Annotated in this window: 17 protein-coding genes; 13 read left to right on the top strand and 4 right to left on the bottom strand. The window is 72.1% G+C overall.

The window, feature by feature from the left end:
* Window positions 1-61 precede the first annotated feature (61 nt).
* On the bottom strand, window positions 62-1,237 hold the full coding sequence (locus AB0M76_RS19275) for a hypothetical protein (RefSeq protein WP_365953977.1): 1,176 nt from the start codon (window positions 1,235-1,237) through the stop codon (window positions 62-64).
* Window positions 1,238-1,487: 250 nt separating this feature from the next.
* On the opposite strand from AB0M76_RS19275, the gene AB0M76_RS19280 reads away from it, so the two are divergent.
* The 5 genes from AB0M76_RS19280 (at window position 1,488) to AB0M76_RS19300 (ending at window position 12,029) form a co-directional block, all read left to right on the top strand.
* Window positions 1,488-2,990 carry a diaminobutyrate--2-oxoglutarate transaminase family protein gene (locus tag AB0M76_RS19280; protein WP_365953978.1) on the top strand — a complete coding sequence of 501 codons (1,503 nt, stop codon included), beginning with the start codon at window positions 1,488-1,490 and terminating at the stop codon, window positions 2,988-2,990.
* A 2,248-nt stretch (window positions 2,991-5,238) separates the two neighbouring features.
* Window positions 5,239-7,251: an IucA/IucC family protein gene (locus AB0M76_RS19285; RefSeq protein ID WP_365954150.1), complete on the top strand. Its 2,013-nt coding sequence runs from the start codon at window positions 5,239-5,241 to the stop codon at window positions 7,249-7,251.
* A 6-nt stretch (window positions 7,252-7,257) separates the two neighbouring features.
* Complete coding sequence (locus AB0M76_RS19290) at window positions 7,258-7,971, top strand: GNAT family N-acetyltransferase (protein ID WP_365953979.1); 714 nt, start codon at window positions 7,258-7,260, stop codon at window positions 7,969-7,971.
* 211 nt (window positions 7,972-8,182) lie between these two features.
* Window positions 8,183-10,006 carry an IucA/IucC family siderophore biosynthesis protein gene (locus AB0M76_RS19295; RefSeq protein ID WP_365954151.1) on the top strand — a complete coding sequence of 608 codons (1,824 nt, stop codon included), beginning with the start codon at window positions 8,183-8,185 and terminating at the stop codon, window positions 10,004-10,006.
* A gap of 52 nt (window positions 10,007-10,058) precedes the next feature.
* Complete coding sequence (locus AB0M76_RS19300) at window positions 10,059-12,029, top strand: ATP-dependent DNA helicase (RefSeq protein WP_365953980.1); 1,971 nt, start codon at window positions 10,059-10,061, stop codon at window positions 12,027-12,029.
* Between the two features lie 91 nt (window positions 12,030-12,120).
* Here the strand turns inward: AB0M76_RS19300 and lexA are convergent, their stop codons facing one another.
* Window positions 12,121-12,912 carry a transcriptional repressor LexA gene (gene lexA / locus AB0M76_RS19305; protein ID WP_030301390.1) on the bottom strand — a complete coding sequence of 264 codons (792 nt, stop codon included), beginning with the start codon at window positions 12,910-12,912 and terminating at the stop codon, window positions 12,121-12,123.
* A 469-nt stretch (window positions 12,913-13,381) separates the two neighbouring features.
* Here lexA and nrdR point away from each other — a divergent pair, with 469 nt between their 5' ends.
* Together nrdR and AB0M76_RS19315 are read left to right on the top strand one after the other, a co-directional pair.
* On the top strand, window positions 13,382-13,894 hold the full coding sequence (nrdR, locus tag AB0M76_RS19310; protein ID WP_266663039.1) for a transcriptional regulator NrdR: 513 nt from the start codon (window positions 13,382-13,384) through the stop codon (window positions 13,892-13,894).
* 129 nt (window positions 13,895-14,023) lie between these two features.
* A complete protein-coding gene (locus AB0M76_RS19315) occupies window positions 14,024-16,912 on the top strand; it encodes a vitamin B12-dependent ribonucleotide reductase (RefSeq protein ID WP_365953981.1) in 2,889 nt (962 codons plus the stop codon).
* A 102-nt stretch (window positions 16,913-17,014) separates the two neighbouring features.
* Here AB0M76_RS19315 and AB0M76_RS19320 read toward each other — a convergent pair whose 3' ends face one another.
* On the bottom strand, window positions 17,015-17,419 hold the full coding sequence (locus AB0M76_RS19320; RefSeq protein ID WP_365953982.1) for a helix-turn-helix domain-containing protein: 405 nt from the start codon (window positions 17,417-17,419) through the stop codon (window positions 17,015-17,017).
* Between the two features lie 67 nt (window positions 17,420-17,486).
* Here AB0M76_RS19320 and AB0M76_RS19325 point away from each other — a divergent pair, with 67 nt between their 5' ends.
* Window positions 17,487-18,164, top strand: a complete 678-nt coding sequence (locus AB0M76_RS19325) for a nitroreductase family protein (RefSeq protein WP_365953983.1) — start codon at window positions 17,487-17,489, stop codon at window positions 18,162-18,164.
* Window positions 18,165-18,261: 97 nt separating this feature from the next.
* Here AB0M76_RS19325 and AB0M76_RS19330 read toward each other — a convergent pair whose 3' ends face one another.
* On the bottom strand, window positions 18,262-19,221 hold the full coding sequence (locus tag AB0M76_RS19330; protein ID WP_365953984.1) for a DUF1152 domain-containing protein: 960 nt from the start codon (window positions 19,219-19,221) through the stop codon (window positions 18,262-18,264).
* A gap of 65 nt (window positions 19,222-19,286) precedes the next feature.
* On the opposite strand from AB0M76_RS19330, the gene AB0M76_RS19335 reads away from it, so the two are divergent.
* The 5 genes from AB0M76_RS19335 (at window position 19,287) to AB0M76_RS19355 (ending at window position 24,374) form a co-directional block, all read left to right on the top strand.
* Window positions 19,287-20,138 carry an arylamine N-acetyltransferase gene (locus AB0M76_RS19335; RefSeq protein WP_365953985.1) on the top strand — a complete coding sequence of 284 codons (852 nt, stop codon included), beginning with the start codon at window positions 19,287-19,289 and terminating at the stop codon, window positions 20,136-20,138.
* A 32-nt stretch (window positions 20,139-20,170) separates the two neighbouring features.
* On the top strand, window positions 20,171-20,776 hold the full coding sequence (locus AB0M76_RS19340) for a YdbC family protein (protein WP_365953986.1): 606 nt from the start codon (window positions 20,171-20,173) through the stop codon (window positions 20,774-20,776).
* A gap of 74 nt (window positions 20,777-20,850) precedes the next feature.
* Window positions 20,851-21,510, top strand: a complete 660-nt coding sequence (locus AB0M76_RS19345; protein WP_365953987.1) for a histidine phosphatase family protein — start codon at window positions 20,851-20,853, stop codon at window positions 21,508-21,510.
* An 11-nt stretch (window positions 21,511-21,521) separates the two neighbouring features.
* Window positions 21,522-22,439, top strand: a complete 918-nt coding sequence (locus AB0M76_RS19350) for an ADP-ribosylglycohydrolase family protein (RefSeq protein ID WP_266663026.1) — start codon at window positions 21,522-21,524, stop codon at window positions 22,437-22,439.
* A gap of 228 nt (window positions 22,440-22,667) precedes the next feature.
* Window positions 22,668-24,374: a DUF4173 domain-containing protein gene (locus AB0M76_RS19355; RefSeq protein ID WP_365953989.1), complete on the top strand. Its 1,707-nt coding sequence runs from the start codon at window positions 22,668-22,670 to the stop codon at window positions 24,372-24,374.
* Window positions 24,375-24,443: the final 69 nt, after the last annotated feature.

The raw sequence follows: 24,443 nt of genomic DNA on the forward strand, positions 1-24,443 counted from the left end.
TCGGTCTTGTACCGCGCTGTGAGGCGTTACGCGGGTCGGGCTACTTGAACTTCGGGTGGGGCTACTTGAACTTGGCGCTCACGGCGTCGAAGATCCCCTTGGCCTCCGGGCCCAGCCGGGGTCCGGCCAGCCAGCCCGCCTTGGCGGGGCCGATCGAGGTGTTCGACACCAGCGCCGGCTTGCCGTCACTGCCCGCGGCCACCCAGCCGCCGCCGGAGGAGCCACCGGTCATCGTGCAGCCGATGCGGTACATCACCGGGGCGCTCGCGGCCAGCGACAGCCGGCCCGGCTTGTCCGTGCACTGGAAGGCCTTCTGGCCGTCGAACGGAGCCGCCGCCGGGTAGCCCGTCGCCGTGATGCTCGCGACCTTCGGCACCGCCGGGGCGTTGAACTCCACCGGGAGCGCCGAACCGACCGTCTCCTCCAGGGACTTACCGGTGCTCTTCTCCGGGGTCACGTGCAGCACCGCGAAGTCGTACGGGGCACCCGCACCACCGGTCGGACCGCCGTTCGCGATCCACTGGTCCGAGGTCTGCGCCCAGTCGCTCCACCACACGCCGTACGGGGCCACCTGCTCGCGCGGGGCGCCCTTGAGCTGCGCCGCCGGCTTGCCCGCGTTGTTGTACGACGGGACGAAGGCGATGTTGCGGTACCAGCCGCCGGACTTGCCCGCGTGCACGCAGTGGCCGGCCGTCCAGACCATGTTGGACTTGCCGGGGTGGGCCGGGTCCTTGACCACGGTCGCCGAGCAGACCATGGAGCCCTCGGGGCCGTCGAAGAAGACCTTGCCGGAGACCGGAACGCTCGTGTGGTACGGCGCGTTGGCGGCCTTGGCCTGTACCGGCGCCGGGGTCGGGTCGGTGACGCCCTGGTCCTTGCCGGCGTCCTGGTCGACGGCCGGGGGCTGCGGGGTCTTGTCGGCCTCGCGCATCCGGTCCGGGTCCCACAGGTCCTCGATGATCGGGTTGATGTAGTCGCCCGCCTCGCGGAGCCAGTCCTCCTGCTTCCAGTTCTTCCACGCACCCCCCTTCCACTTCTCCAGGTCGATGCCGTGCTGCTTGAGCTTGTCCTTGAGCTGGTCCGGGATCTTGATCCCGTCGGCTCCGGACGGGAGGCTCGCAGCCACGGTCGGCTTGGCGTCGCCGCCGGCCTCCCCGTCGCCGGGTCCGCAGGCCGCGGCGGTCATGGCGAGTGCCGCCGCGCACAGGATCGCGGTGACCGGTCGGTTCGGTCGCATGTCGTGAATCCCCCTGGTGATTCTGGGCGTGAGACGCGGTGCAGTTGAGGTGCGTGGGGCACGCGAGGTGCGTGCCGCCGAGTGCAGCACCCCACTATGCCGCTGCCGTTGGGGACGGCACAGCCCGGGGCCGCGGTTCCGGTCCTGGAAGGGCGCCTCGAAGTCCGAGCGGGACAAGGATCTTGGGCCCACCCGTGATCCGCCGCCGCCACCGTCGTTGGTACGTACGGGGGATGGGGGAGCAGCGTTCATGTTCGAGGCGCAATCCGGTGGAGCAGTCCGTGCGGGAGGTCCGACAGTCGTGGCTTTGACCGAGCAGGGCGCGGCCGCCGCGCAGGTACCTCAGGCACCTCAGGCGTCTCCGGTATTTCAGGTGCCTTTGGAGGTTCCGCCTGTTCCGCAGGTGCCGCCGCAGGGGAGCCGGGGGACGGGGGCGGCGGGGCCCGGCGGGCCGGCCGCGGCGGAGGGCATCCTGCGCCGGCAGGCGTTGCGGGAGTCCGCCGCCCGGACGTACGCGCGCTCGCTGCCCATCGTTCCGGTGCGCGCCCGGGGGCTGACGATCGAGGGCGCGGACGGGCGGCGCTACCTCGACTGCCTCTCCGGCGCGGGCACCCTCGCGCTGGGGCACAACCACCCGGTGGTGCTCGAAGCCGTCCGGGGCGTCCTCGACTCCGGAGCGCCGCTGCACGTCCTGGACCTCGCGACGCCGGTCAAGGACGCCTTCACCACCGAGCTGTTCGCCTGCCTCCCGCCGGCTCTGTCGGCGGACGCCCGCATCCAGTTCTGCGGGCCCGCCGGTACGGATGCGGTGGAGGCTGCGCTCAAGCTGGTCCGCACCGCCACCGGGCGCTCGGGGCTGCTGGCCTTCACCGGGGCCTACCACGGGATGACCGCCGGGGCTCTGGGAGCCTCGGGCGGAGCCCCGGACGTACGGGTGACCCGGCTGCCGTTCCCGCAGGACTTCCGCTGCCCGTTCGGGGTCGGCGGCCCCGAGGGCGCCCGGCTCGGGGCCCGTTGGACCGAGAGCCTGCTGGACGACCCCAAGGGCGGGGTGCCGACGCCCGCGGCGATGATCGTGGAGCCGGTGCAGGGCGAGGGCGGGGTCTTCCCGGCCCCGGACGCATGGCTGCGCCGGATGCGCGAGATCACCGAGGCCCGGGGGATCCCGCTGATCGCCGACGAGGTGCAGACGGGGGTCGGGCGGACCGGCGCATTCTGGGGCGTCGACCTTGCCGGGGTGGTGCCGGACGTGATGGTCCTGTCCAAGGCGATCGGCGGCAGCCTCCCGCTGGCGGTGATCGTGTACCGGTCGGGCCTGGACGTGTGGGCCCCCGGGGCACATGCGGGCACCTTCCGCGGCAACCAGCTGGCCATGGCGGCCGGGGCCGCAACCCTGGCGTACGTACGGAAGAACCGTCTCGCCGAGCGCGCCGGGGCCCTGGGCGAGCGGATGCTGGCGGCCCTGCGCGGGCTGGCCTCCGACCATCCCTGCATCGGGGACGTGCGGGGCCGCGGCCTGATGATCGGCGTCGAACTCGTCGACCCCGAGACCGGGACCGCGGCGCAGGCCCTCGCCGCGGCCGTCCGGCAGGAGTGCCTGAACCGCGGCCTGATCGTCGAACTCGGCGGCCGCCACTCCAGCGTCGTCCGCCTCCTGCCCCCGCTGACGCTCACCGACGAACAGGCCTCCGCCGTCCTGGACCGCCTGGCCGACGCCATCCCCGCCGCCGCCGCAGCCTGCCGGCTCCACTGACCCGCAAGGACCCGCGATGCCCGACTCGCAGCACCCCGCCACCGCGACCCCGGCCCCCCACCCCGCACCCCCGGGCGGAACGCACGAGCCCTCGGCCCTCCACCCCCCGACAGCCCCACAGCCCCCCCGATTCCTTGCCGCCCCGGGCAGCGCCGGCACCCCGGGCAGCGCCGGCACCCCGGGCAGCGCCGGCACCCCGGGCAGCGCCGGCACCCCGGGCAGCGCCGGCACCCCGGGCGGTGCCGGCACCCCAGGCAGCCCTGACGCCGCTGCGGCCCCCGGCAGGCCTGACGCCGTTGCCGCCGCGGGCAGGCCCGGCGTCTCTGCGGCCCCGGGTCAGCCCGGCGCCCCTGCCGCCCCCGCTAGGCCTGGCGCCTCTGCCGCCCCGGGCATGCCCGGCGCTCCCGCCGACCCGGGCAGGGCCGCTGCCCCCGCCGCCCTGGACGGGCCTGACGCCGCTGCGGCCCCCGCCGGCCCGTTCCCGGCCGGTCGTGGTGGCCCGGTGGCGGAGCCGGAGTCGTCGGGCTCCGCCCAGGCCACCCCGCACCGACCCCCCGCCACCGTCTGCCCGAGCAGCACGGAGCCCGGCTCCGCCTCGCGTCCGGACCCCACCCGCCTGCTGCCCCCCGGAAACGCGGCGCTGGACGGGCCCGGCCCTGTCGGCGCCCCGGCACTGGACCAGCAGCTGACGGGCTCGGCCCCGCATGCCTTCCGCTGGCTGCTTCCTGGGACCGGCGCTTTGGACGGGCCCGCCGCGGTCGGTGACTCCACACCGGACCACGAGCCGGCGGGCTCGGCCCTGCATGCCTTCCGCTCGCCGCCTCCTGGAACCAGTGCCCCGGGTGGTCCCGCCCGGATCGACGTCCCGGCACCGGACCAGCAGCCGAAGGGCTCGGCTCTGCAGCCCACCGGGTGGCCGGCCCCCGGTACCGGTGAGCCCGCACCGCAGCCGTCAGGCTCGGCGTCCCCGGCCAAGCCGTGGTCGCCGCCCGGGTCTGGTGTCCCTGCCGGGACCGGCACCCCGGGCGAGCCCGACCCGCTCTGCGGTTCCGGCGTCCCAGGCGAGCCCGCGCCGGAGCGGGAGGCGCCGGGCGCGACCCGGTCCCCGCAGCCCCTGCCAGGCTCGGCGTCCCAGCCCCATCGGCTGCCGCCTCCTGGGTCTGATGTCCATGCCGGGACCAGTGCCCCGGAGCGCCTGGGCGATGCCACCCACCTCGGCGGGGCCACCCCGGAGCCGGAGTTGACGGGCCTCGCCCCCGCCCGGCAGCCCTGGATGGGTTCGGGCTCCAAGGCCACCCTGTGGCCGTTCCCCGACATCGGCAGCCTCCGTGCCTCCGGTGGTCTGACCGGAACCGGCGGGAACTCGCTCCCGAGCGGGGCCGAGGGGACCGCAGGGATCGGCAGTCCCGGTGCGCCCGGCGGCCCAGGCCTGAGCTGTGCCGGCGGGGCACAGAGCCCGAAGGCCGAGGGCACCCCGTGGCAGGCCTCGGGGACCGCAGGTCTCGGGGCCCCCGCCGACGGCCCGAGCAGCGGGGTCGCAGGGATGGAGGGTCTCGGTGTCCCCGGAGGCCAGTGGAACGGCTGCGCCGGAGGCCTCGGCGGGTCCGCCTCGGAGCCCGGGCCGGAGGGCGCCGCTCTGGAGTCCTCGGGCCCCCAGCTCACCCCGCGGCAGGCCGAGATCGGCAGCCCCGATGCGTCCGGCGCCCCGAGCGGTTGCTGGGCCGACGGGACTGCAGGGACGGGCAGTCCTGGTGCCCCCGGCGATTCGGGGAGCGTCGGCGGTTCCACTACCTGGGGCGGTCCCGGGCTGCAGCCGGTGGAGTCGGCGGGCTCTGCCCCGGCCCCGCAGTCCCCGTTGGGCTCGGGTTTTTTGCAGGCGGCCCGGCGGCCGACCCCGGGGACCGGCGGCCCTGGTGAAACCCATGGCCTCGGCGCCCCTGGTGGGTCGGGCGGCCACGGTGGGAGCGGGGCCGGCCAGGTCGCAGGGACCGGCGGTCCTGCTGTCCCTGGTGGCACCCAGGGGAATGGCGGCGCCAGCGGCGTTGGCGGGTCCACCGAGGAGCCCGTGTCGGAAGGCACCGCTTCGGTCCCGCAGGCCATGCCGTGGCCAGCCCCGGGGCCCGGCGGCCCGGGCGGAACGGGCAGCCTCGGGGCTCCCGGTGGCACCCGGAGCAGCGGCGTCGGTGGTGGCCTTGGCGCGGACACCCCGAAGTCCGTGCCGGAGGGTTCCGCTCCGGTCCCGCAGGCCATGCCGTGGCCAACCCCCGGGACCGGTGGAACGGGGGGCCTCGGGGCCCCCGGTGGTCCCCGGAGTAGCGGCGGCCTTGGGGGGTTCATCCCGGAGCCCGCGCCGGAGGGCGCTGCCTCGGCCTCGCAGTCCCCTCAGGGGGCGGCTTCGCAGGCCGCCCCGGGGAGCGGTGGCCTTGGTGCCCTCGGTGGGGGGATCGTGCCGCGGCAGAAGGACGGGACGCTTCGGGCCCGGGTCGGCTCTGGCGGTCCGGTCGGGCCCGAACCCGCGATGCTGCCCGACCTGTTGGACCACCCCGACCCGGCCGTCGCCGCCGAGGCCGCGGCGGTGGAGAACCTGCTGCGGTGCTGGGTCCGCGAAAACGGCATCGGTCGTCCCGACGGGCCCGTCGGAACCCTGCTCCGTATCCCCCTCCCCGCATCCGGCGCCGCCCTGCTCGTTGCCGTCCGCTACTGGTCCCCGGCCGGCTGGCACCGCTTCGCCCCCGCCCGGCTCGAAGGCGCGCCCGCCCACGCCCCGGCCGTGGACGCCGTCACCCTCGCCTCACTGCTCGCCCGCGAAGGCGACAGCGGCGGCCGCGGCGGCGCCGACCTCGTCGGCCGGGTCGCCGACTCGGTGCGCCGCACCGCCGAGTTCATCGCCGACCGGCGCGAACGCCCCACCCCGCCCGAACCCGTCGCCGGCGACCTCTTCCTCACCGCCGAACAGTCCCTCCTCCTCGGCCACCCCCTCCAACCGGACCCGAAGGGCCGCGAAGGACTCTCCGAGGCCGAAGCACGCCGCTACTCACCCGAACTCCACGGCTCCTTCCCCCTGCACTGGCTCGCCGTCGAACCCTCTGCGCTCGCCACCGACTCCGCCTGGACCGAACGCGGCCGCCCCGTGTCCGCCGCCCGGCTCCTCGGCCGGCTCGCCCCCGGACTCCCCCTGCCCGACGGCACGACCCCCCTTCCCCTGCACCCCTGGCAGGCCGGCGACCTGCTCCAGCGCCCCGCCGTCGCCGCCCTCTGCGACGCCGGTCTCCTGCACGACCTGGGCCCGTACGGCGAGCCCTGGTACCCCACCTCCTCCGTCCGCACCGTCCACCGCCCCGGCACCCCCGCGATGCTCAAGCTCTCCCTGGGCCTGCGCATCACCAACTCCCGCCGCGAGAACCTCCGCAAGGAACTCCACCGCGGTGTCGAGGTGCACCGGCTGCTCCGCACCGGCCTCGCGGAACAGTGGCAGGCGGCCCACCCCGGCTTCGACATCGTGCGCGACCCCGCCTGGATCGCCGTCGACGCCCCGGACGGCACCCCCGTCCCCGGACTCGACGCCGTGCTGCGTCACAACCCCTTCCGCTCCCACGACGACGCCGTCTGCGTCGCCGCACTCACCGCGCCCCGCCCGTGGCCGGGCCGGACCACCATGCGCTCCCGGCTCGCCGAGGCCGTCTCCCGACTCGCCGCCACCACCGGACGCCCGACCTCCGCCGTCGCCGCCGAGTGGTTCCTGCGCTACCTCGAGCACGTCGTTCTGCCGGTCCTCGCCTTCGACGCGCTCGCCGGGATCGCCCTCGAAGCGCACCAGCAGAACACCCTGGTCCTCCTCGACCCGGCCGGCTGGCCGGTCGGCGGCCGTTACCGCGACAACCAGGGCTACTACTTCCGCGCATCCCACCGCGCGGAACTCGAGCGCCGGCTCCCCGGCATCGGCAGCGCCAGCGACACCTTCGTCTCCGACGCCGTCACCGACGAACGCTTCGCCTACTACCTCGGCATCAACAACGTGCTCGGCCTCATCGGCGCCTTCGGATCCCAGCAGCTCGCGGACGAACGCGTCCTGCTCGCCGCCTTCCGCCGGTTCCTCGGCAAGGCCTCCGGACTCGGACCGCTCCCCGCGCGGCTGCTCGACTCACCCACCCTGCGCTGCAAGGCGAATCTGCTCACCCGCCTGGGCGGCCTCGACGAGCTCGTCGGCCCCGTCGACTCCCAGTCCGTCTACATCACCCTCACCAACCCCCTCCACGATTGAGTGCCGATGCCCTCCACCGACACCTTCACCACTGCCCTCGCCCCCGTCACCGCCGCCCCCACGGCAACCGGCACCGCCACCGCCACCATCGGCACCCGTATCCCGGGACGACGGCTCACCACCTTGCTGCTGCCCCTGCTCGCCGAGGCCGAACTCCTCGACTCCCCGGCCGGATGGGGCACCGCCACCACCCCGGCCGGACCCTTCCGCCTCGAACCCGTACGGCTCGGCCGCGACCTGGAGCTGCTCACCAGCTGGATGAACGACCCCGAGGTGGCCGCCTACTGGGAACTCGCCGGTCCCGCCGCCGTCACCGCCGCCCACGTGCGGGCCCAGCTCGACGGGAACGGCCACAGCATCCCCTGCCTCGGCCTCCTCGACGGCACGCCGATGAGCTACTGGGAGATCTACCGGGCCGACCTCGACCCGCTCTCCCGCCACTACCCGGCGCGCCCCCACGACACGGGTATCCACCTGCTCATCGGAGACGGCACGAACCGCGGCCGCGGTCTGGGCACCGTCCTGATGCGCGCCGTGGCCGACCTGGTGCTCGACAACCGTCCCCGCTGCACACGCGTCATCGCCGAACCGGACATCCGCAACACCCCCTCCGTATCAGCCTTTCTCAACTCCGGATTCCGCTGTTCCACGGAGATCGACCTTCCCGAGAAGCGCGCCGCCTTGATGATCCGGGAGCGGGCGCTGCGCAATCTCATCTGAATTGCCGCCCGACGTCCCGCGATCCCGCCGCTCCACGCCTCCCCCGTTCAGTCCCCCGCTCCACGCCCCCGGTTCGCCCCGTCCAGCGCTCCCCGTTCACGCCTCACCCTTCGAAAACTCTGCGTCGCGCAGCAAAGTTCCCGATCCCCGAGGAGTCCCGTGCCGAATTTCCCAGCCACCCCCGACTCCACCGGCCCCCACTTCTCGGAACCTGCCGTTCCGCCATCCCCCCCAGCACCCCTGCACACCGCCCGAACTCAACAGCGCGACCTGGGAGTCCGCCGCCCGTCGGCTGCTCGCCAAGCTGCTGGGCGAGTTCGCGTACGAGGAGATCATCAGGCCCGTCCCGGCCCCGGGCACCACCTCCGGCGACGCCTGGCAGCTGACCCTCGACGACGGCAGCAGCCTCGGCTTCCGGGCCCGCCGCCGCGCCTACGGCAGCTGGCACGTCGCCCCCGACACCGTCACCCTCAGCCCGCCGTCCCCGTCACCGGAGCCCCCGACCGCCTTCGCGGACCCGTACGCCTTCCTGATCCGCACCCGCATCCTCCTCGGTGTCGACGGCGCCACCCTCGGCCACCTGGTCCGCGAGCTCAGCGCCACCCTCGCCGCCGACGCCCGCATCGAGCACACCGCGCTCACCGCCGACGTCCTCGCCGATCTCGACCACGCCGAGCTCGAAGGCCACCAGACCGGCCACCCCTGGCTCGTCGTCAACAAAGGCCGCATAGGACTGTCCGCCGCCGACACCGCCGCCTGGGCCCCCGAGGCCCGCACCCGCCAGCGGCTGCCCTGGCTCGCGGCCCACACCTCCCTCGCGGCCTACCGCGGCACGGCCGGCCTGGAAGACCCGGCCCGTCTCTACGCCCAGGAGCTCGACCCCGTCACCCGGGCCGCCTTCGACCGGGCCCTGCGCGCCCGCGGCCTCGACCCGCTCGGCTACCTCTACCTTCCGGTCCACCCCTGGCAGTGGGACGAGATCGTGCTCCCCCTCTTCGCCCCGGCCCTGGCCTCGGGTGCCCTGGTCCCGCTCCCCGCCGATCCAGACATACGTATCCCGCAGCAGTCGGTCCGCACCTTTCTCAACCTCAGCCGCCCCGACCGGCACAGCGTGAAGCTGCCGCTCTCCGTCTTCAACACCTTGGTCTGGCGCGGCCTGCCCTCCGACCACTCCGCCGCCGCGCCCGCCGTCACCGCCTGGATCCGGTCACTCCACGACGCCGACCCCTTCCTTCGCGAGGAATGCCGAGTGGTCCTCCTCGGCGAGGTCGCCTCGGTCACCGTGCGCCACCCCGTCTACGACGAGCTCCCCGAGGCCCCGTACCAGTACAAGGAGCTCCTCGGGGCGATCTGGCGCGAGCCCCTTACCGGCCGGCTCACCCCCGGTGAGCGGGCCCGTACGCTCGCCTCCCTCCTCCACGTCGACCCGCGCGGCCGGTCCTTCACCGCCGAGCTCGTCGCCCGGTCCGGGCTCACGGCTGCCTGCTGGCTCCAGCGGCTCTTCACCGCCCTGCTGCCGCCGCTGCTCCATTTCCTCTACCGCTACGGCACCGTCTTCTCCCCGCACGGCGAGAACACCACCGTGATCTTCGACGAGCACGACGTCCCGGTCCGGATCGCCCTCAAGGACTTCGTGGACGAGGTCAGCATCTGCCGCGAGCCGCTGCCCGAGCTCGCCGGCGTGCCCGCCGAGGTACGCGCAGCGCTGCGCGACAAGCCTGCGGACTTCCTGCCCCAGTACATCCACTCCGGCCTCTTCGTCGGAGTCTTCCGCTACCTCTCCGCCCTGTGCGAGGACCGCCTCGGCGTCCCGGAGGAGGAGTTCTGGTCGCTCGTACGGGGGGAGATCCTGCGCCACCAGGCCCGCTTCCCCGAGCTCAAGGAGCGCTACGAGCTTTTCGACCTGCTCGGCGAGCGCATCGGGCGGCTCTGCCTGAACCGGAACCGGCTGTACGAGGACGGCTACCGCGACCGCCCCGACCGCCCGCGCGTGGTGGAGTACGGCACGGTGCCCAACCCCTTGTACCGGCCATGAATCATCGTCGTGGCGGTCACTGTCGGTGGCGCCCCGTAGGGTTGTCATTGCTATGACGAAGCCCTCCCTCCCCGACCTGCTGCACGCCGCCGTCTCCGCCGTCGGCGGCACGGAGCGGCCCGGCCAGGTGGCCATGGCCGAAGCCGTCGCCGAAGCGATCGACGACAACACGCACCGGCTCATCCAGGCCGGCACCGGCACCGGCAAGTCCCTCGGCTACCTGGTACCGGCCCTCGCGCACGGCGAGCGCGTGGTCGTCGCCACCGCCACCCTCGCGCTCCAGCGGCAGCTGGTCGAGCGCGACCTGCCCCGGACGGTCGACGCGCTGCACCCGCAGCTCCGCCGCCGCCCGCAGTTCGCCATGCTCAAGGGCCGGTCCAACTACCTGTGCCTGCACCGGCTCCACGAGGGTGCGCCGCAGGACGAGGAGGAGGGCCTCTTCGACCAGTTCGAGGCGGCCACCCCCACCAGCAAGCTCGGCAAGGACCTGCTGCGCCTGCGCGACTGGGCCGACGAGACCGAGACCGGCGACCGGGACGACCTGACCCCGGGTGTCTCCGACAAGGCCTGGTCGCAGATCTCCGTCTCCTCCCGGGAGTGCCTGGGCGCGACGAAGTGCGCGTACGGCGCCGAGTGCTTCGCCGAGGCCGCCCGCGAGCGGGCCAAGCTCGCCGACGTGGTCGTCACCAACCACGCGCTGCTGGCCATCGACGCCATCGAGGGCGCCCCGGTGCTGCCGCAGCACGAGGTGCTGATCGTGGACGAGGCGCACGAGCTGGTCTCCCGGGTGACCGGGGTCGCCACCGGCGAGCTCACCCCGGGCCAGGTCAACCGCGCCGTGAAGCGCGCGGCCAAGCTGGTCGACGAGAAGACCGCGGATTCGCTGCAGACCGCGTCCGAGTCCTTCGAGCGGGTCATGGAGCTGGCCCTCCCGGGCCGGCTGGAGGAGGTCCCCGAGGACCTCGGTTACGCACTGGCGGCCCTGCGGGACGCGGCGCGCAATGTCATCTCGGCGATCGGTGCGACCCGAGACAAGTCCGTCCACGACGAGGACGCCGTCCGCAAGCAGGCCTTGGCCGCGGTGGAGAGCGTCCACGGGGTGGCCGAGCGGATTCTGCTCCGCTCCGAATACGACGTCGTCTGGTACGAGCGGCACGACCGCTTCGGCGCCACCCTCCGGGTCGCCCCGCTGTCGGTGTCCGGGCTGCTGCGCGAGAAGCTGTTCGAGGACCGCTCGGTGGTCCTGACCTCGGCGACCCTCAAACTGGGCGGCGACTTCAACGGGGTCGCGGCCTCGCTGGGTCTGTCTCCCGAAGGGGTCGAGGGGGAGGACGCGCCGGTCTGGAAGGGCCTGGACGTCGGCTCGCCGTTCGACTACCCCAAGCAGGGCATCCTCTACGTCGCGAAGCACCTGGCCACGCCCGGCCGGGAGGGAACCCGCGGCGACATGATGGACGAGCTCGCCGAGCTGATCGAGGCGGCCGGCGGCCGCACCCTCGGCCTGTTCTCCTCCATGCGGGGCGCCAAGGCGGCCGCCGAGGAGCTGCGCGGCCGGCTGGACAACCCGATCCTGCTCCAGGGCGAGGAGACGCTGGGCGAGCTGATCAAGGCGTTCGCGGCGGACCCGAAGACCTGCCTGTTCGGGACGCTGTCGCTCTGGCAGGGCGTGGACGTGCCCGGTCCCAGCTGCCAGCTCGTGGTCATGGACCGGATCCCGTTCCCGCGTCCCGACGACCCGCTGATGAGCGCCCGGCAGAAGTCGGTCGAGGAGCACGGCGGCAACGGTTTCATGGCCGTCGCGGCCACGCATGCGGCGCTCCTGATGGCCCAGGGCGCGGGCCGGCTCGTACGCGCCGGCGACGACCGGGGTGTCGTCGCGGTCCTGGACCCCCGGCTGGCCACGGCTCGGTATGGGAGCTTCCTGCGGGCCACGCTGCCGGACTTCTGGTACACCACGGACCGCAACCAGGCCCGTCGCTCGCTGGCCGCGATCGACGCGACGGCCAAGGCGGACGGTAAGTAGTCCGAGCAGTTCCGCTGCCTGTCCCGAGGTACGAAACAACCCCCGGGACCGGCGCAGTGGGTCCCGGGGGCTGGCTGGGAAGCGACGCGGGTCAGACCCGGCGCAGTACCGCGACGACCTTGCCGAGGATGGTCGCCTCGTCGCCGGGGATCGGCTGGTAGGCGGCGTTGTGCGGGAGCAGCCAGACATGGCCGTCCTCGCGCTTGAAGCGCTTGACGGTGGCTTCACCGTCGAGCATCGCAGCCACGATGTCGCCGTTCTCCGCGACCGGCTGGCGACGGACCGTGACCCAGTCACCGTCGCAGATGGCGGCTTCGATCATCGAGTCGCCGACGACCTTGAGGACGAAGAGCTCTCCGTCGCCGACCAGCTGGCGGGGGAGCGGGAACACGTCCTCCACCGACTCCTCGGCGAGGATCGGGCCGCCGGCCGCGATCCGGCCGACCAGAGGGACGTACGAGGCGGCCGGCTTGCCGGTGGTGTCCGTGGGCTGCGAGCTGGGCTGGTCGGAGCCGCGGACCTCGTACGCCCGGGGGCGGTGCGGGTCCCGGCGCAGGAAGCCCTTGCGCTCGAGGGCCATCAGCTGGTGCGCGACCGACGACGTGCTGGACAGGCCGACCGCCTGGCCGATCTCCCGCATCGACGGCGGGTAGCCGCGCCGCTGCACCGAATCGCGAATGACCTCGATGACCCTCCGCTGCCGGTCCGTGAGCCCGGAGCTGTCGGCGCGGATGCCTGGAGGTCGGCCTGGCAGCGATCGTGCGGGGCGTACGGGCTCCGCCTCCGGGTTCAGGCTTGCGTCATTCATGGGATGCACCGGCTCGAGTCGGCTCTGGGAGCGGTTCTGGGCAGTGATGGTGGCACTGTCTGCGGTGGTGGTCACGTCGGCCCCTCTCGAAATGTTCTCCCTAGCTGGACAACGGTAGTAGCTTTCGAAAGGTTGCGCCAAACACACGTTCGAGTGAAAAATCGCAGATCGTCCAGCGTGGTCAGAACAAGGGGTGTATGGACGATCGGTCCGCCGAACGCGGGTTCGTTCCCGCCTCCGCTGTTTACGGTACCCTTCGCGGTCGGATCGCCGCCTTCCGGTCCCGCGCCCAGTGTGGCACCGGGAACGCCCGGGTCCGGGCATCGGACCCGGCGACACGCGGAGCGAACCAAATCCACCACAACCCAAGATCTAGTGGTTGGATGTGCGCTGCCGCCCAGAAGTTGTGGTCCTCGGTCCGTCGAGGCCCTCGGCATCGCATATGCTGGTGGCTGCTTCACGAGCCCCCGACAGGGACCCGTCCCCGTCGTTCAGGGGCCTCGTGAGGTGATTCAGTCGTGCCAAGAGGGAGGGTGAGGGAACCATGCACTGCCCCTTCTGCAGGCACCCCGACAGCCGCGTCGTCGACAGCCGCACCACGGACGACGGCACGTCGATCCGTCGGCGCCGTCAGTGCCCCGACTGCTCCCGTCGTTTCACGACGGTGGAGACGGCCTCGCTGATGGTGATCAAGCGCAGCGGGGTGACCGAACCCTTCAGCCGTACCAAGGTCATCTCCGGCGTGCGCAAGGCGTGCCAGGGGCGGCCGGTCACCGAGGACGCCCTCGCCAAGCTCGGCCAGCGGGTCGAGGAGGCGGTGCGCGCCACCGGGAGTGCCGAGCTGACCACCCATGACGTGGGTCTGGCCATACTCGGCCCGTTGCAGGAGCTCGACCTGGTCGCGTACCTCCGGTTCGCTTCCGTTTACAAGGCGTTCGACACACTCGAAGACTTCGAGACCGCCATCGCGGAACTCCGCGTGCCGCGGCCTCACCCCGAAGAGTGCGGGCCCGGTGGGACCGTCCAGGTCCCCGTGCCCGCCTCCGCCGCCGACTGACCGGCCGGCCGCAGCGCAGCGCGGCCGCCCGGAAAGCTCAGGCGAAGAAACGTAGATACAAGACAGGCCGTGCCGCGGAATAACGCTGGCACTTTAGGGCGTTTTTGCCCGCATATGGGAGGAAGCGGCATGACAGAGACGGCGAGCAGCTCGGCACGAGGTTCCCGCGCCAAGGGGACCAAGACTGCCAAGAGCGGCCTTCGGATCGAGCGCATCCACACCACCCCCGGCGTGCACCCGTACGACGAGGTGAGCTGGGAGCGCCGTGACGTCGTCATGACCAACTGGCGCGACGGATCGGTGAACTTCGAGCAGCGTGGCGTCGAGTTCCCCGACTTCTGGTCGGTGAACGCGGTCAACATCGTCACCAGCAAGTACTTCCGCGGCGCGGTCGGCACCCCGCAGCGCGAGACCGGTCTGAAGCAGCTCATCGACCGCATCGTGAAGACGTACACGAAGGCCGGCGAGGACTACGACTACTTCGCGTCCCCCGCCGACGCGGAGATCTTCGAGCACGAGCTGACGTACGCCCTCCTGCACCAGATCTTCAGCTTCAACTCGCCGGTGTGGTTCAACGTCGGCACGCCCCAGCCGCAGCAGGTCTCCGCCTGCTTCATCCTTGCCGTCGACGACTCCATGGAGTCGATCCTCGACTGGTACAAGGAAGAGGGCATGATCTTCAAGGGCGGCTCCGGCGCCGGCCTGAACCTCTCCCGCATCCGCTCCTCCAAGGAGCTCCTCTCGTCCGGCGGCAACGCCTCGGGTCCGGTCTCCTTCATGCGCGGCGCCGACGCGTCCGCAGGAACGATCAAGTCGGGCGGCGCCACCCGCCGCGCGGCCAAGATGGTCGTCCTGGACGTGGACCACCCGGACGTCGAGGACTTCATCGCCACCAAGGTGAAGGAAGAGGAGAAGATCCGCGCCCTGCGCGACGCGGGCTTCGACATGGACCTGGGCGGCGACGACATCACGTCCGTCCAGTACCAGAACGCCAACAACTCCGTCCGCGTGAACGACGAGTTCATGACGGCCGTCGAGAACGGCACCGAGTTCGGCCTGCGTGCCCGCATGACCGGCGAGGTCATCGAGAAGGTCGACGCCAAGGCGCTCTTCCGCAAGCTGGCCGAGGCCGCGTGGGCCTGCGCCGACCCGGGCATCCAGTACGACGGTGTGATCAACAACTGGCACACCTGCCCCGAGTCCGGCCGCATCACCGCGTCCAACCCCTGCAGCGAGTACATGCACCTGGACAACACGTCCTGCAACCTCGCCTCGCTGAACCTGATGAAGTTCCTGAACGACGACGGCAAGGGCAACCAGTCCTTCGACGCCGAGCGCTTCGCCAAGGTCGTCGAGCTCGTCATCACCGCGATGGACATCTCGATCTGCTTCGCGGACTTCCCGACGCAGAAGATCGGCGAGAACACCCGCGCCTTCCGCCAGCTGGGCATCGGCTACGCCAACCTCGGCGCCCTGCTGATGGCGACCGGCCACGCGTACGACTCGGACGGCGGCCGCACCCTCGCCGCGTCGATCACCTCGCTGATGACCGGCACGGCGTACAAGCGCTCCGCCGAGCTGGCCGCCATCGTCGGCCCGTACGACGGCTACGCCCGCAACGCCGAGGCACACAAGCGCGTCATGAAGCAGCACGCCGACGCCAACGGTGTCGCACCGCGCACCGAGGACCTGGACAACTCGATCTGGGCCGCGGCCACCGAGGCCTGGCAGGACGTCCTGCGCCTCGGCGAGAAGAACGGCTTCCGCAACTCCCAGGCCTCCGTCCTCGCGCCGACCGGCACCATCGGTCTCGCGATGTCCTGCGACACCACCGGTGTTGAGCCGGACCTGGCCCTGGTCAAGTTCAAGAAGCTCGTCGGCGGCGGCTCGATGCAGATCGTCAACGGCACCGTCCCGCAGGCCCTGCGCCGCCTGGGCTACCAGGAGGAGCAGATCGAGGCGATCGTCGCGCACATCGCCGAGCACGGCGTGGTCGTCGACGCCCCGGGTCTGAAGACCGAGCACTACTCGATCTTCGACTGCGCGATGGGCGAGCGATCCATCTCCCCGATGGGCCACGTCCGGATGATGGCCGCGATCCAGCCCTGGATCTCCGGCGCGATCTCGAAGACGGTCAACATGCCGGAGTCGGCGACCGTCGAGGAGATCGAGGAGATCTACTTCGAGGCGTGGAAGATGGGCGTCAAGGCGCTCGCGATCTACCGCGACAACTGCAAGGTCGGCCAGCCCCTCTCCGCGAAGAAGAAGGAAGAGGAGAAGGTGGAGGTCACCGCCAAGGCGGAGGACACCATCCGCGCGGCGGTCGAGAAGGTCATCGAGTACCGTCCGGTCCGCAAGCGCCTCCCCAAGGGCCGCCCGGGCATCACCACCTCCTTCACGGTCGGTGGCGCCGAGGGCTACATGACCGCGAACTCCTACCCGGACGACGGTCTGGGCGAGGTGTTCCTGAAGATGTCCAAGCAGGGTTCGACCCTCGCGGGCATGATGGACGCCTTCTCGATCGCCGTCTCGGTCGGTCTGCAGTACGGCGTCCCGCTGGAGACGTACGTCTCGAAGTTCACGAACATGCGCTTCGAGCCGGCCGGCATGACGGACGACCCGGACGTGCGGATGGCGCAGTCGATCGTCGACTACATCTTCCGCCGTCTGGCGCTCGACTTCCTGCCCTTCGAGACCCGCTCGGCGCTCGGCATCCACACCGCCGAGGAGCGTCAGCGCCACCTGGACACCGGCTCGTACGAGCCGCTCGAGGACGACCTGGACACGGAGTCCCTGGCCCAGTCGGCTCCGCTGGCCGCCGTTCCGGCAGCCCCGAAGCCGGCCGCGGTCGTCGAGGTCCAGGCCCCGAAGACGGCGCACTCCAACGCCGAACTGGTCGAGATGCAGCTCGGCGTCTCCGCCGACGCCCCGCTCTGCTTCTCGTGCGGTACGAAGATGCAGCGCGCAGGCTCCTGCTACATCTGCGAGGGCTGCGGCTCGACCAGCGGCTGCAGCTGAAAGTAGGCGCCCACCAGGTATGACGTGCCTGGTCAAAGCGGGGAGTCGGCGAAATGCCGGCTCCCCGTCGGCGTCACTGCCCGTTGCATCCGATGCAACTGCTCAGGTGGCTTCCGCCGCTTCCGCCGCTTCCGAGGCGCTCCGGGCCCGGGCCCGCTCGATCTCGTTGATATGGGTTTCGGTCCAGTGGCGGAGTGCAGTGATCGGCTCCGCCAGACTGCGACCGAGCTCCGTCAGGTCGTATTCGACCCGGGGCGGGATGGTGGGGTAGACGGTGCGAGTGACGAACCCGTCGGCCTCCAGGCCGCGCAGCGTCTGGGTGAGCATCTTCTGTGAGACACCCTCGATGCGCCGCATCAAGTCGGTGTACCGCAGGGTCCCTTCGAGGAGGGCGTCCACGACGAGGATCGTCCACTTGCCGGAGATGTGGTCGAGGACCTGGCGCGTCGGGCACTTTGCGGAGTAGACGTCGGCAGGTAGTCCGGATGCTTCCACCACGGTCTTCATGCCGGGAGAGTAGCGCACAAAAAGGTGCCCTCTTCCCGATGGAGAGTCACTCTCCAATAGTGAGTACATGACGAGCCACACGATGTCTGTCGCAGAAGCGATCCGCACCCGCCGCACCGTCCGCCGCTACCGGCCCGACCCGATTCCGCCGAGCACGCTCGAAGCGCTCCTTGATCTCGCGGTCGAGGCCCCCACCAGCTGGAACCTGCAAGACCGGTCGATCGTCGTGGTGTCCGGAGAAGAAGGCCGTGCGGGGCTGGCATGGGCTACCGGAGGCCAGCCCCAGCCCCAAGAGGCCCCGATCGTACTGGTCTTCGTCGCCGAGCCGCAGTCCTGGCGTGATGACCACAGCGACGTCTATGAGCAGGCGCGGCGCAGCGGAGCATGGAACGACGAGTTCATCGCGATGTTCTGCGCCGCGTCGAGGGCCTTCCAGGAGGATCTCGATCGGCGCGGTCTGCTTCGGGAGTACGCGGTCAAGGACGCCATGATCGCGGCCTCATTCCTGATGCTCGCTGCTACGGAGATGGGTCTGGCGACCTCGCCCATGAACGGTTGGGACGAGGCCAAGGTGAAGAAGGTGATCGGGATCGACGGCCGTGACGATCTGGCCATCGCCCTGTTGGTCTCGGTCGGCTACCCGGCGGAGGAACGGCGCCACCCAGGACGGCGTGCCACGGAGCGCAACGTCTTCCACGGATCGCACGGGCCCCACGACGCGGGGAATACCGCACGCCAGGAATAAGTGATCTCGACCAGTACCATCTGACGCCGGGCGTAGCCCGGGCAGACAGCTGACCAGCAGTTCACGAAGGGGACCGGCCCAAGGCCGGTCCCCTTCGTCAGTGGGGGATGCGGCGGGCCGGGCGGGTGATCGTGTCCTCGCGGAAGGCCGCGATCTCGGAGTGGACCTGGCGCATCAGGTGGGTGTGCTCGATGCGGTCCAGGTAGAGGCAGCGGGCCGCCAGGCCGGGCAGGTCGAAGGCGAAGCACAGGGACATCAGCGGGTTCACGAACAGCTCGCTGCCCCGGGTCCGGTCGGTGAAGTGGACGTCGCCGAAGGAGCCGCGGACGGCTGCGGCGATGGAACCGTTGACGATGCTGGGACGGTCCGGGGTGTTCTCCTGGGCGTGGGCCACCGCGTCCAGGAAGAGGGCGCCCTCGCGGGTGGCGCGGGGGATCGAGAAAGCGCCCAGGTAAGCCCCGTCGCGCTCCAGCGCCGCGATGTTCTCCAGGACCAGGGCATGGCTGACCCCGTGGTGGGCGTCCACGCCGAAGCCGACCGAGACGACGAGCCGTTCGGGTACGTCGTCCAGTGCGGCCAGCGCGGCGACGCTGGTCAGGTCCTCCTCCGGGGTGCCGAGGCCGGCTTCGTCGCCGCGCATCAGGATGTCCGTGCCGCCGTCCACGAGCACGACTGCGTCGATCCGGTGGAGGTCGATCAGCGCCCGGTAGGCGGCGCGCAGCGGCTGCACGCCGACCTGGGGGAACGCGTACACCGTGGCCGGGTAGCCGTGCCGCCGGAGCCAGCGGGCCAGCGTCCGTTCCGGGAAGTAGGCCTGGTGGGGCGCGGTTTCGGGCGTGACGGCGGCGAGGTCGGGGGCCACCCAGTCCTCGATGGGCAGGCCCGCGAGCGCGCTGAAGGAGAGGTTCGCCAGGTGGACGTCCTTGCCCTGGTGCAGGAGGGAGAGGGCGATCGGGAGGCCGGAGTAGATGTCGAATCCGCCGCCGGCACCGGCGATCAGGATGTGCTCGGCTTCGGCGAGCCGGGCGAACAGCGGGTTGGTGTGCAGGGCCGTCATGGTGATCATTGTGCGCAGCGGGGCGATCGGGTGCCTGCAGTTTCACGAGCGGAAGCGGGGGAGACATGTGGAGCGGTGACCAGTTGGATCTCGATGCCTATCTGGCGCGGATCGGCTACGACGGGCCCGTCGGGGACGACGGGGAACTCCGGCCGGACCTCGGGACGTTGTACGCAGTGCACCGGGCCCACACCGGCGCCATCACCTTCGAGAACCTGGACGTGCTGCTCGGCCGCCCCGTCGAGCTGGGTGTCAAGGCCCTGGAGGACAAGCTCGTACACGACCGCCGCGGCGGCTACTGCTACGAGCAGAACTCGCTGCTGGCTGCTGCCCTGGAGCGGATCGGCTTCGAGGTGTCCGGGCGCGGCGCCCGCAACCGCACCCGGGGGGACACCCTGCTCGCGGTGACGCACGCCGTCCTCGTCGCCACCGTCGAGGGGGAACCCTGGTTGTGTGACGCCGGGTTCGGCCACCAGGGCCCGCGCGAGCCCGTCCCGCTGGTGCGGCCCGGAGCCGAGGTCGTGCAGGGGGAGTGGACGTACGCCGTCCGCGAGGAGGGCGACGGGATCCTCGTGCTGTGCATGCTGCGCGAGGGGGCCTGGCGGGACCTGTACGCGTTCTCCCCGCAGCCCTACTACCCCGTCGACTACGTCCTGCTCAACCACTACAGCTCCTCCCACCCCCGCTCCGCCTTCGTCGGGCAGGTGATCGTCCAGCACCCGGGCGATTTCGTGCACCACCCCGTTCGCCGGGCGCTGGTGGGGCGCGAGCTCACCCGGCTGTACGCCGACGGGCGGGTCGAGCGGCAGTCCGTGGCCCCGGACGAGCTGCTCGCGCTGCTCGACCGCGAGTTCGGGCTTCGGCTGTCCGGGCGGGATGCGGAGGAACTGGCGCGGATCAACCGCCATAGGGACTGACCGGGGCCGCGCCGGGCCCGTACGATGGCGCGGTGCTGGTCAAGTGGATTCGCTGCACGGTGACGGACCGACGCGGGTTCGAGCGCGGGCAGCGCAAATGGGCGGGGCTGCCTGGCGAGCCGGGATTCCGGGGACAGGGTGGCGGCTGGAGCCGGGGGAGGCAGGGGGTCGCGCATGTCTTTGCGTTCTGGGAGAGCCGTTCTTTCTACGACTCCTTCATGGCCCGGTCGTACGACCGGCTGGCAGCGGCCCAGACCGGCACGTACACCAATGCCCGGGTGACGCTCTTCGACCACCGCTTCGACGTGAAGACCGGCTTCGAGCCGCGGTTCACCGACGCGGACGTCGTGCGCGTGGCCCACACCCGGGTGAGGGAGGGCCGCATGGACCACTTCGCCCTCATGCAGGAGAAGGTGTGGAACCCCGCCATGGCCGGCTCACCCGGAATGATCCGGGGCCTCTTCGGGGAGGCGCCGGGGCGGGAGTTCCTCGTGCTGTCGATGTGGCATGCCGCCGCCGAACACGGCAAGTACCGTCAGGAACGGGTCGAACGGCTCTCGCTGCGCGCCCAGACCGAGGCCGACGTGGAAGCCCTCACCGGTGACGTCGTCGACCTCGAATCGTCCTGGACGGTATGACCGTACGACGATCGGCGGGCCCGACCGGCGTGCCCGGCGTGCCCGGCCCGCCGGTGGCCGAATAGGGTCGGGGAATGGCACGACCACGGCGCATCGTCCTTGTCCGGCACGGGGAATCGGAGGGCAATGCCGATGACACGGTGTACGAGCGGGAGCCCGACCACGCCCTGCGCCTGACCCGCCGGGGGCACGAAGAGGCCGCGGAGGCCGGCGTACGGCTGCGCGAGCTGTTCGGCGACGAAGCCGTCAGCGCGTACGTCTCCCCCTACCGCCGGACCCTGCAGACCTTCCGGGAGCTGCGGCTGGACCCGGTGCGGGTCCGGATGCGCGAGGAGCCGAGGCTGCGCGAGCAGGACTGGGGGAACTGGCAGGACCGGGACGACGTACGGCTGCAGAAGGCGTACCGCGACGCGTACGGGCACTTCTTCTACCGCTTCGCGCAGGGCGAGTCCGGCGCGGACGTGTACGACCGCGTCGGGTCCTTCCTGGAGAGCCTCTACCGAAGCTTCGAGGCCCCGGACCATCCGCCGAACGTGCTGCTCGTGACGCACGGCCTGACCATGCGGCTGTTCTGCATGCGCTGGTTCCACTGGTCGGTGGCCGAGTTCGAGGCCCTCTCCAACCCGGGGAACGGCGAATTCCGGGTGCTTGTGCCCGGTCCGGACGGCCGATACCGGATGGACCGCCCATTTGAGCGGTGGACCACACCGGAGCCTTATGACCTGGACGGCTAAAGTGACGCGGGATGACCTCTGACTCCTCTTCCGAAAGGCGCTACGCACGCGCCATGGCCAGCCTCCGCGGGCTGGCTCTGGGTGACGCCCTGGGCTCCCAGTACTTCGTCCCCGTGAACTACCCCCTCCTCAAGCGCCGCGAGGTGCCCGCCGGCACCGAGACCTGGCAGTGGACCGACGACACCGAGATGGCCTGCTCGGTGGTCGCCGTCCTCGCCGACCACGGACGCATCGACCAGGACGCCCTGGCGAGCTCGTTCGCCCACCACCACGACTTCGACCGCGGCTACGGGCCCGCCGTGAACCGGATGCTGCGGCTCGTGCGGGAGGGCGAGGACTGGCGCACGCTGGCCGCCGAGCTGTTCAACGGGCAGGGCTCGTGGGGCAACGGCGCTGCGATGCGCATCGCGCCGCTGGGCGCCTGGTACGCCGACGACCCCGAGCAGGCCACGCACCAGGCGGAGATCTCCGCCTACACCACCCACCAGCACCGCGAGGCGGTGTGCGGGGCGATGGCCGTCGCCGCGGCGGCCGCACTGGCGGCGGCTCCGGCCGGCCCGCCGAAGGCCGCCGACCTGCTGGACGGGGTGATCGCGCTGGTGCCGCGCAGCGCCGTGGGAGCGGGGCTGCGGCGGGCGCGGGACATGCTGGACTACGGCGACGCGACCACGGTCGCGGCGGTACTGGGCTGCGGGCGGCGCACGAGCGCCCACGACACCGTGCCGTTCGCCCTGTGGTCGGCGGCGCGGTCGCTGGACGACTACGAGCGGGCGTTCTGGACCACCGCGCAGGTGGGCGGCGACGTCGACACGACCTGCGCGATCGTCGGCGGGGTGCTGGGGGCGCGCGGGGACGCGGTGCTGCCCGCCGCCTGGCTGGCCCGTACGGAGGCCCTGCCGGCCTGGCTGCCGGAGACGGCGGCGCGTTAGCCGACGGCGCGGTTGCCTGTGGCCGGGTGGCCGGGTGGCCTTGCGGCCTGGTCGCCGGGCCGGGGGAGCGGGCGTCCGCGGTGGGCGATATGCCCCGTTCTGATTGTCACGGTCCTGCCACAGGGACCGTTCCGGTATGGCTGAAGCCGCACGTCACGGGCCTACCCTGTCCGCGCGCTGCCGCCTCCGTCGTGACGACGGGGGCGGCCGACAGGGGAGGGGAACCCGATGTCAGAGCACACCGAAGGGGCGGCCGACGCCGCGGCCGGGGACGCGGTCGGGGGCTCGGCTGCCGATCCGGGGCAGCCGGCTCCGGCAACGGCGGGGCGCCGCGCAGCCGCCGGGGCGGCGGCCGGCGTTGCGCCGGCCGGCTGGGATCCCAAAGCGTGGCGGGTCTATCAAGTGCGGCAGCAGCGGGCCGAGTCCGGGGCGTGGTCCATCGCGCCGCTCGCCTGGGCCGAGCTCGCGCGGCCGGGGCAGGCCGGGCCCGTGCCCACCGCCGTGCTGGTTTCCGCCGTCGTCGCCGGCATCGCCTCGGCCCTCTTCCTCGGCGACGGCCTGGGCCCCGGCCTGCTGCTCGCCGTCGTGCCCGCCATCGCCGCCGCGTACGTCGCCGCCCGCGCGGCCCGGCGTACCGCCCGCCCCTGGACCCTGGTCTGGGCGATCGGCTGCGTAGCCCTCCTCGCCGTACCCGCGCTCCGCGACGCCGGCTGGCCCTCCACCCTCGCGCTGCTCGCCGCCGTCCTGCTCGGCGCACTGGCCCTGCACGGCAGCCGCACCTGGCCCGGCGTCCTGCTCAGCCCGCTCGGCTTCGTCGACGCCACCGTGCTCGGGTTCCGCTGGGCCTGGAGCGGGCTGCGCTCGCGCGGCAGCGGAGTCGACCGGAGCCGCTGGCTGCCTGTGGCCAAGGCAGCGCTGGTGGCCGTGGTCCTGCTGGTGCTCTTCGGCGCACTCTTCGCCTCCGCCGACGCCGCCTTCGCGGACCTGCTCAGCGGGCTGACCCCCGACGTCTCCGTCGGCAACAGCCCGGTGCGCTTCCTGCTGTTCCTGCTCGGAGCCCTCCTCGCACTCGCCGCCGCCCGCGCCGCCGCGGCGCCCTCGCGCTGGGACCGGATCCGGGTGGCGCCCGGAAAGCCGCGCTCCCGCGTCGAATGGGCGCTTCCGCTCGTCGTGCTCAACCTGCTCTTCGCCGGCTTCAACGCCGTCCAGCTGGCGGTCCTGTTCGGCGGCTACGACAAGGTCCTGGAGAGCACCGGGCTCACCTACGCCGAGTACGCCCGCCAGGGCTTCTGGCAGCTGCTCTGGGCCACCCTGCTCACCCTCGCCGTGATCGCCCTCGCCCTGCGCTGGGCCCCGCGCGCCGGGGCCGGCGACCGGCGGTTCGTCCGCGTCGTCCTGGGCATGCTGTGTGCGCTGACCCTGGTCGTGGTCGCCTCCGCGCTGCGCCGGATGGACCTGTACGTGGACGCGTACGGACTGACCCGGCTGCGCGTTTCGGTGGCCGCGATGGAGCTCTGGCTCGGGCTGGTCATCGTACTGATCATGGCTGCCGGGGTGTTCGGCGCGAGCCGGCTGCCGCGCGCGGTCGCGGGCAGCGCGGCAGCCGCCGTCCTGGCGTTCGGGCTGCTGTCCCCGGACGGGATGGTCGCCGAGAAGAACATGGCCCGCTTCCAGCAGGACGGCAAGATCGACCTGGCCTACTTCCAGTCTCTCTCGGCGGATGCAGTGCCCGCCCTGGACCGGCTGCCCGAACCCCGCCGCTCCTGCGCCCTGCGCGGCATCAACAACGAGCTGTCGAGGGGCGGTCGGGTGCCCTGGTACGCGATGAGCCTCGGTGAGTACCGGGCCCGGCAGATCCTTCGCGAGCGCCCGGTGAAGGCCTCGTACGAGGTCTGCTCGAGCCTCGGCACCTTCCACAGCCGCACCGCCGGGTAGCCGCCCGGCGGAGGCCGCACGAGGGCCCGGGCGCGGGATCATCCCCGCGCCCGGGCCTCCGTACGCCGG

Origin of the sequence: Streptomyces sp. NPDC051364, assembly GCF_040682115.1 — a bacterium.
Lineage (GTDB): Bacteria > Actinomycetota > Actinomycetes > Streptomycetales > Streptomycetaceae > Streptomyces.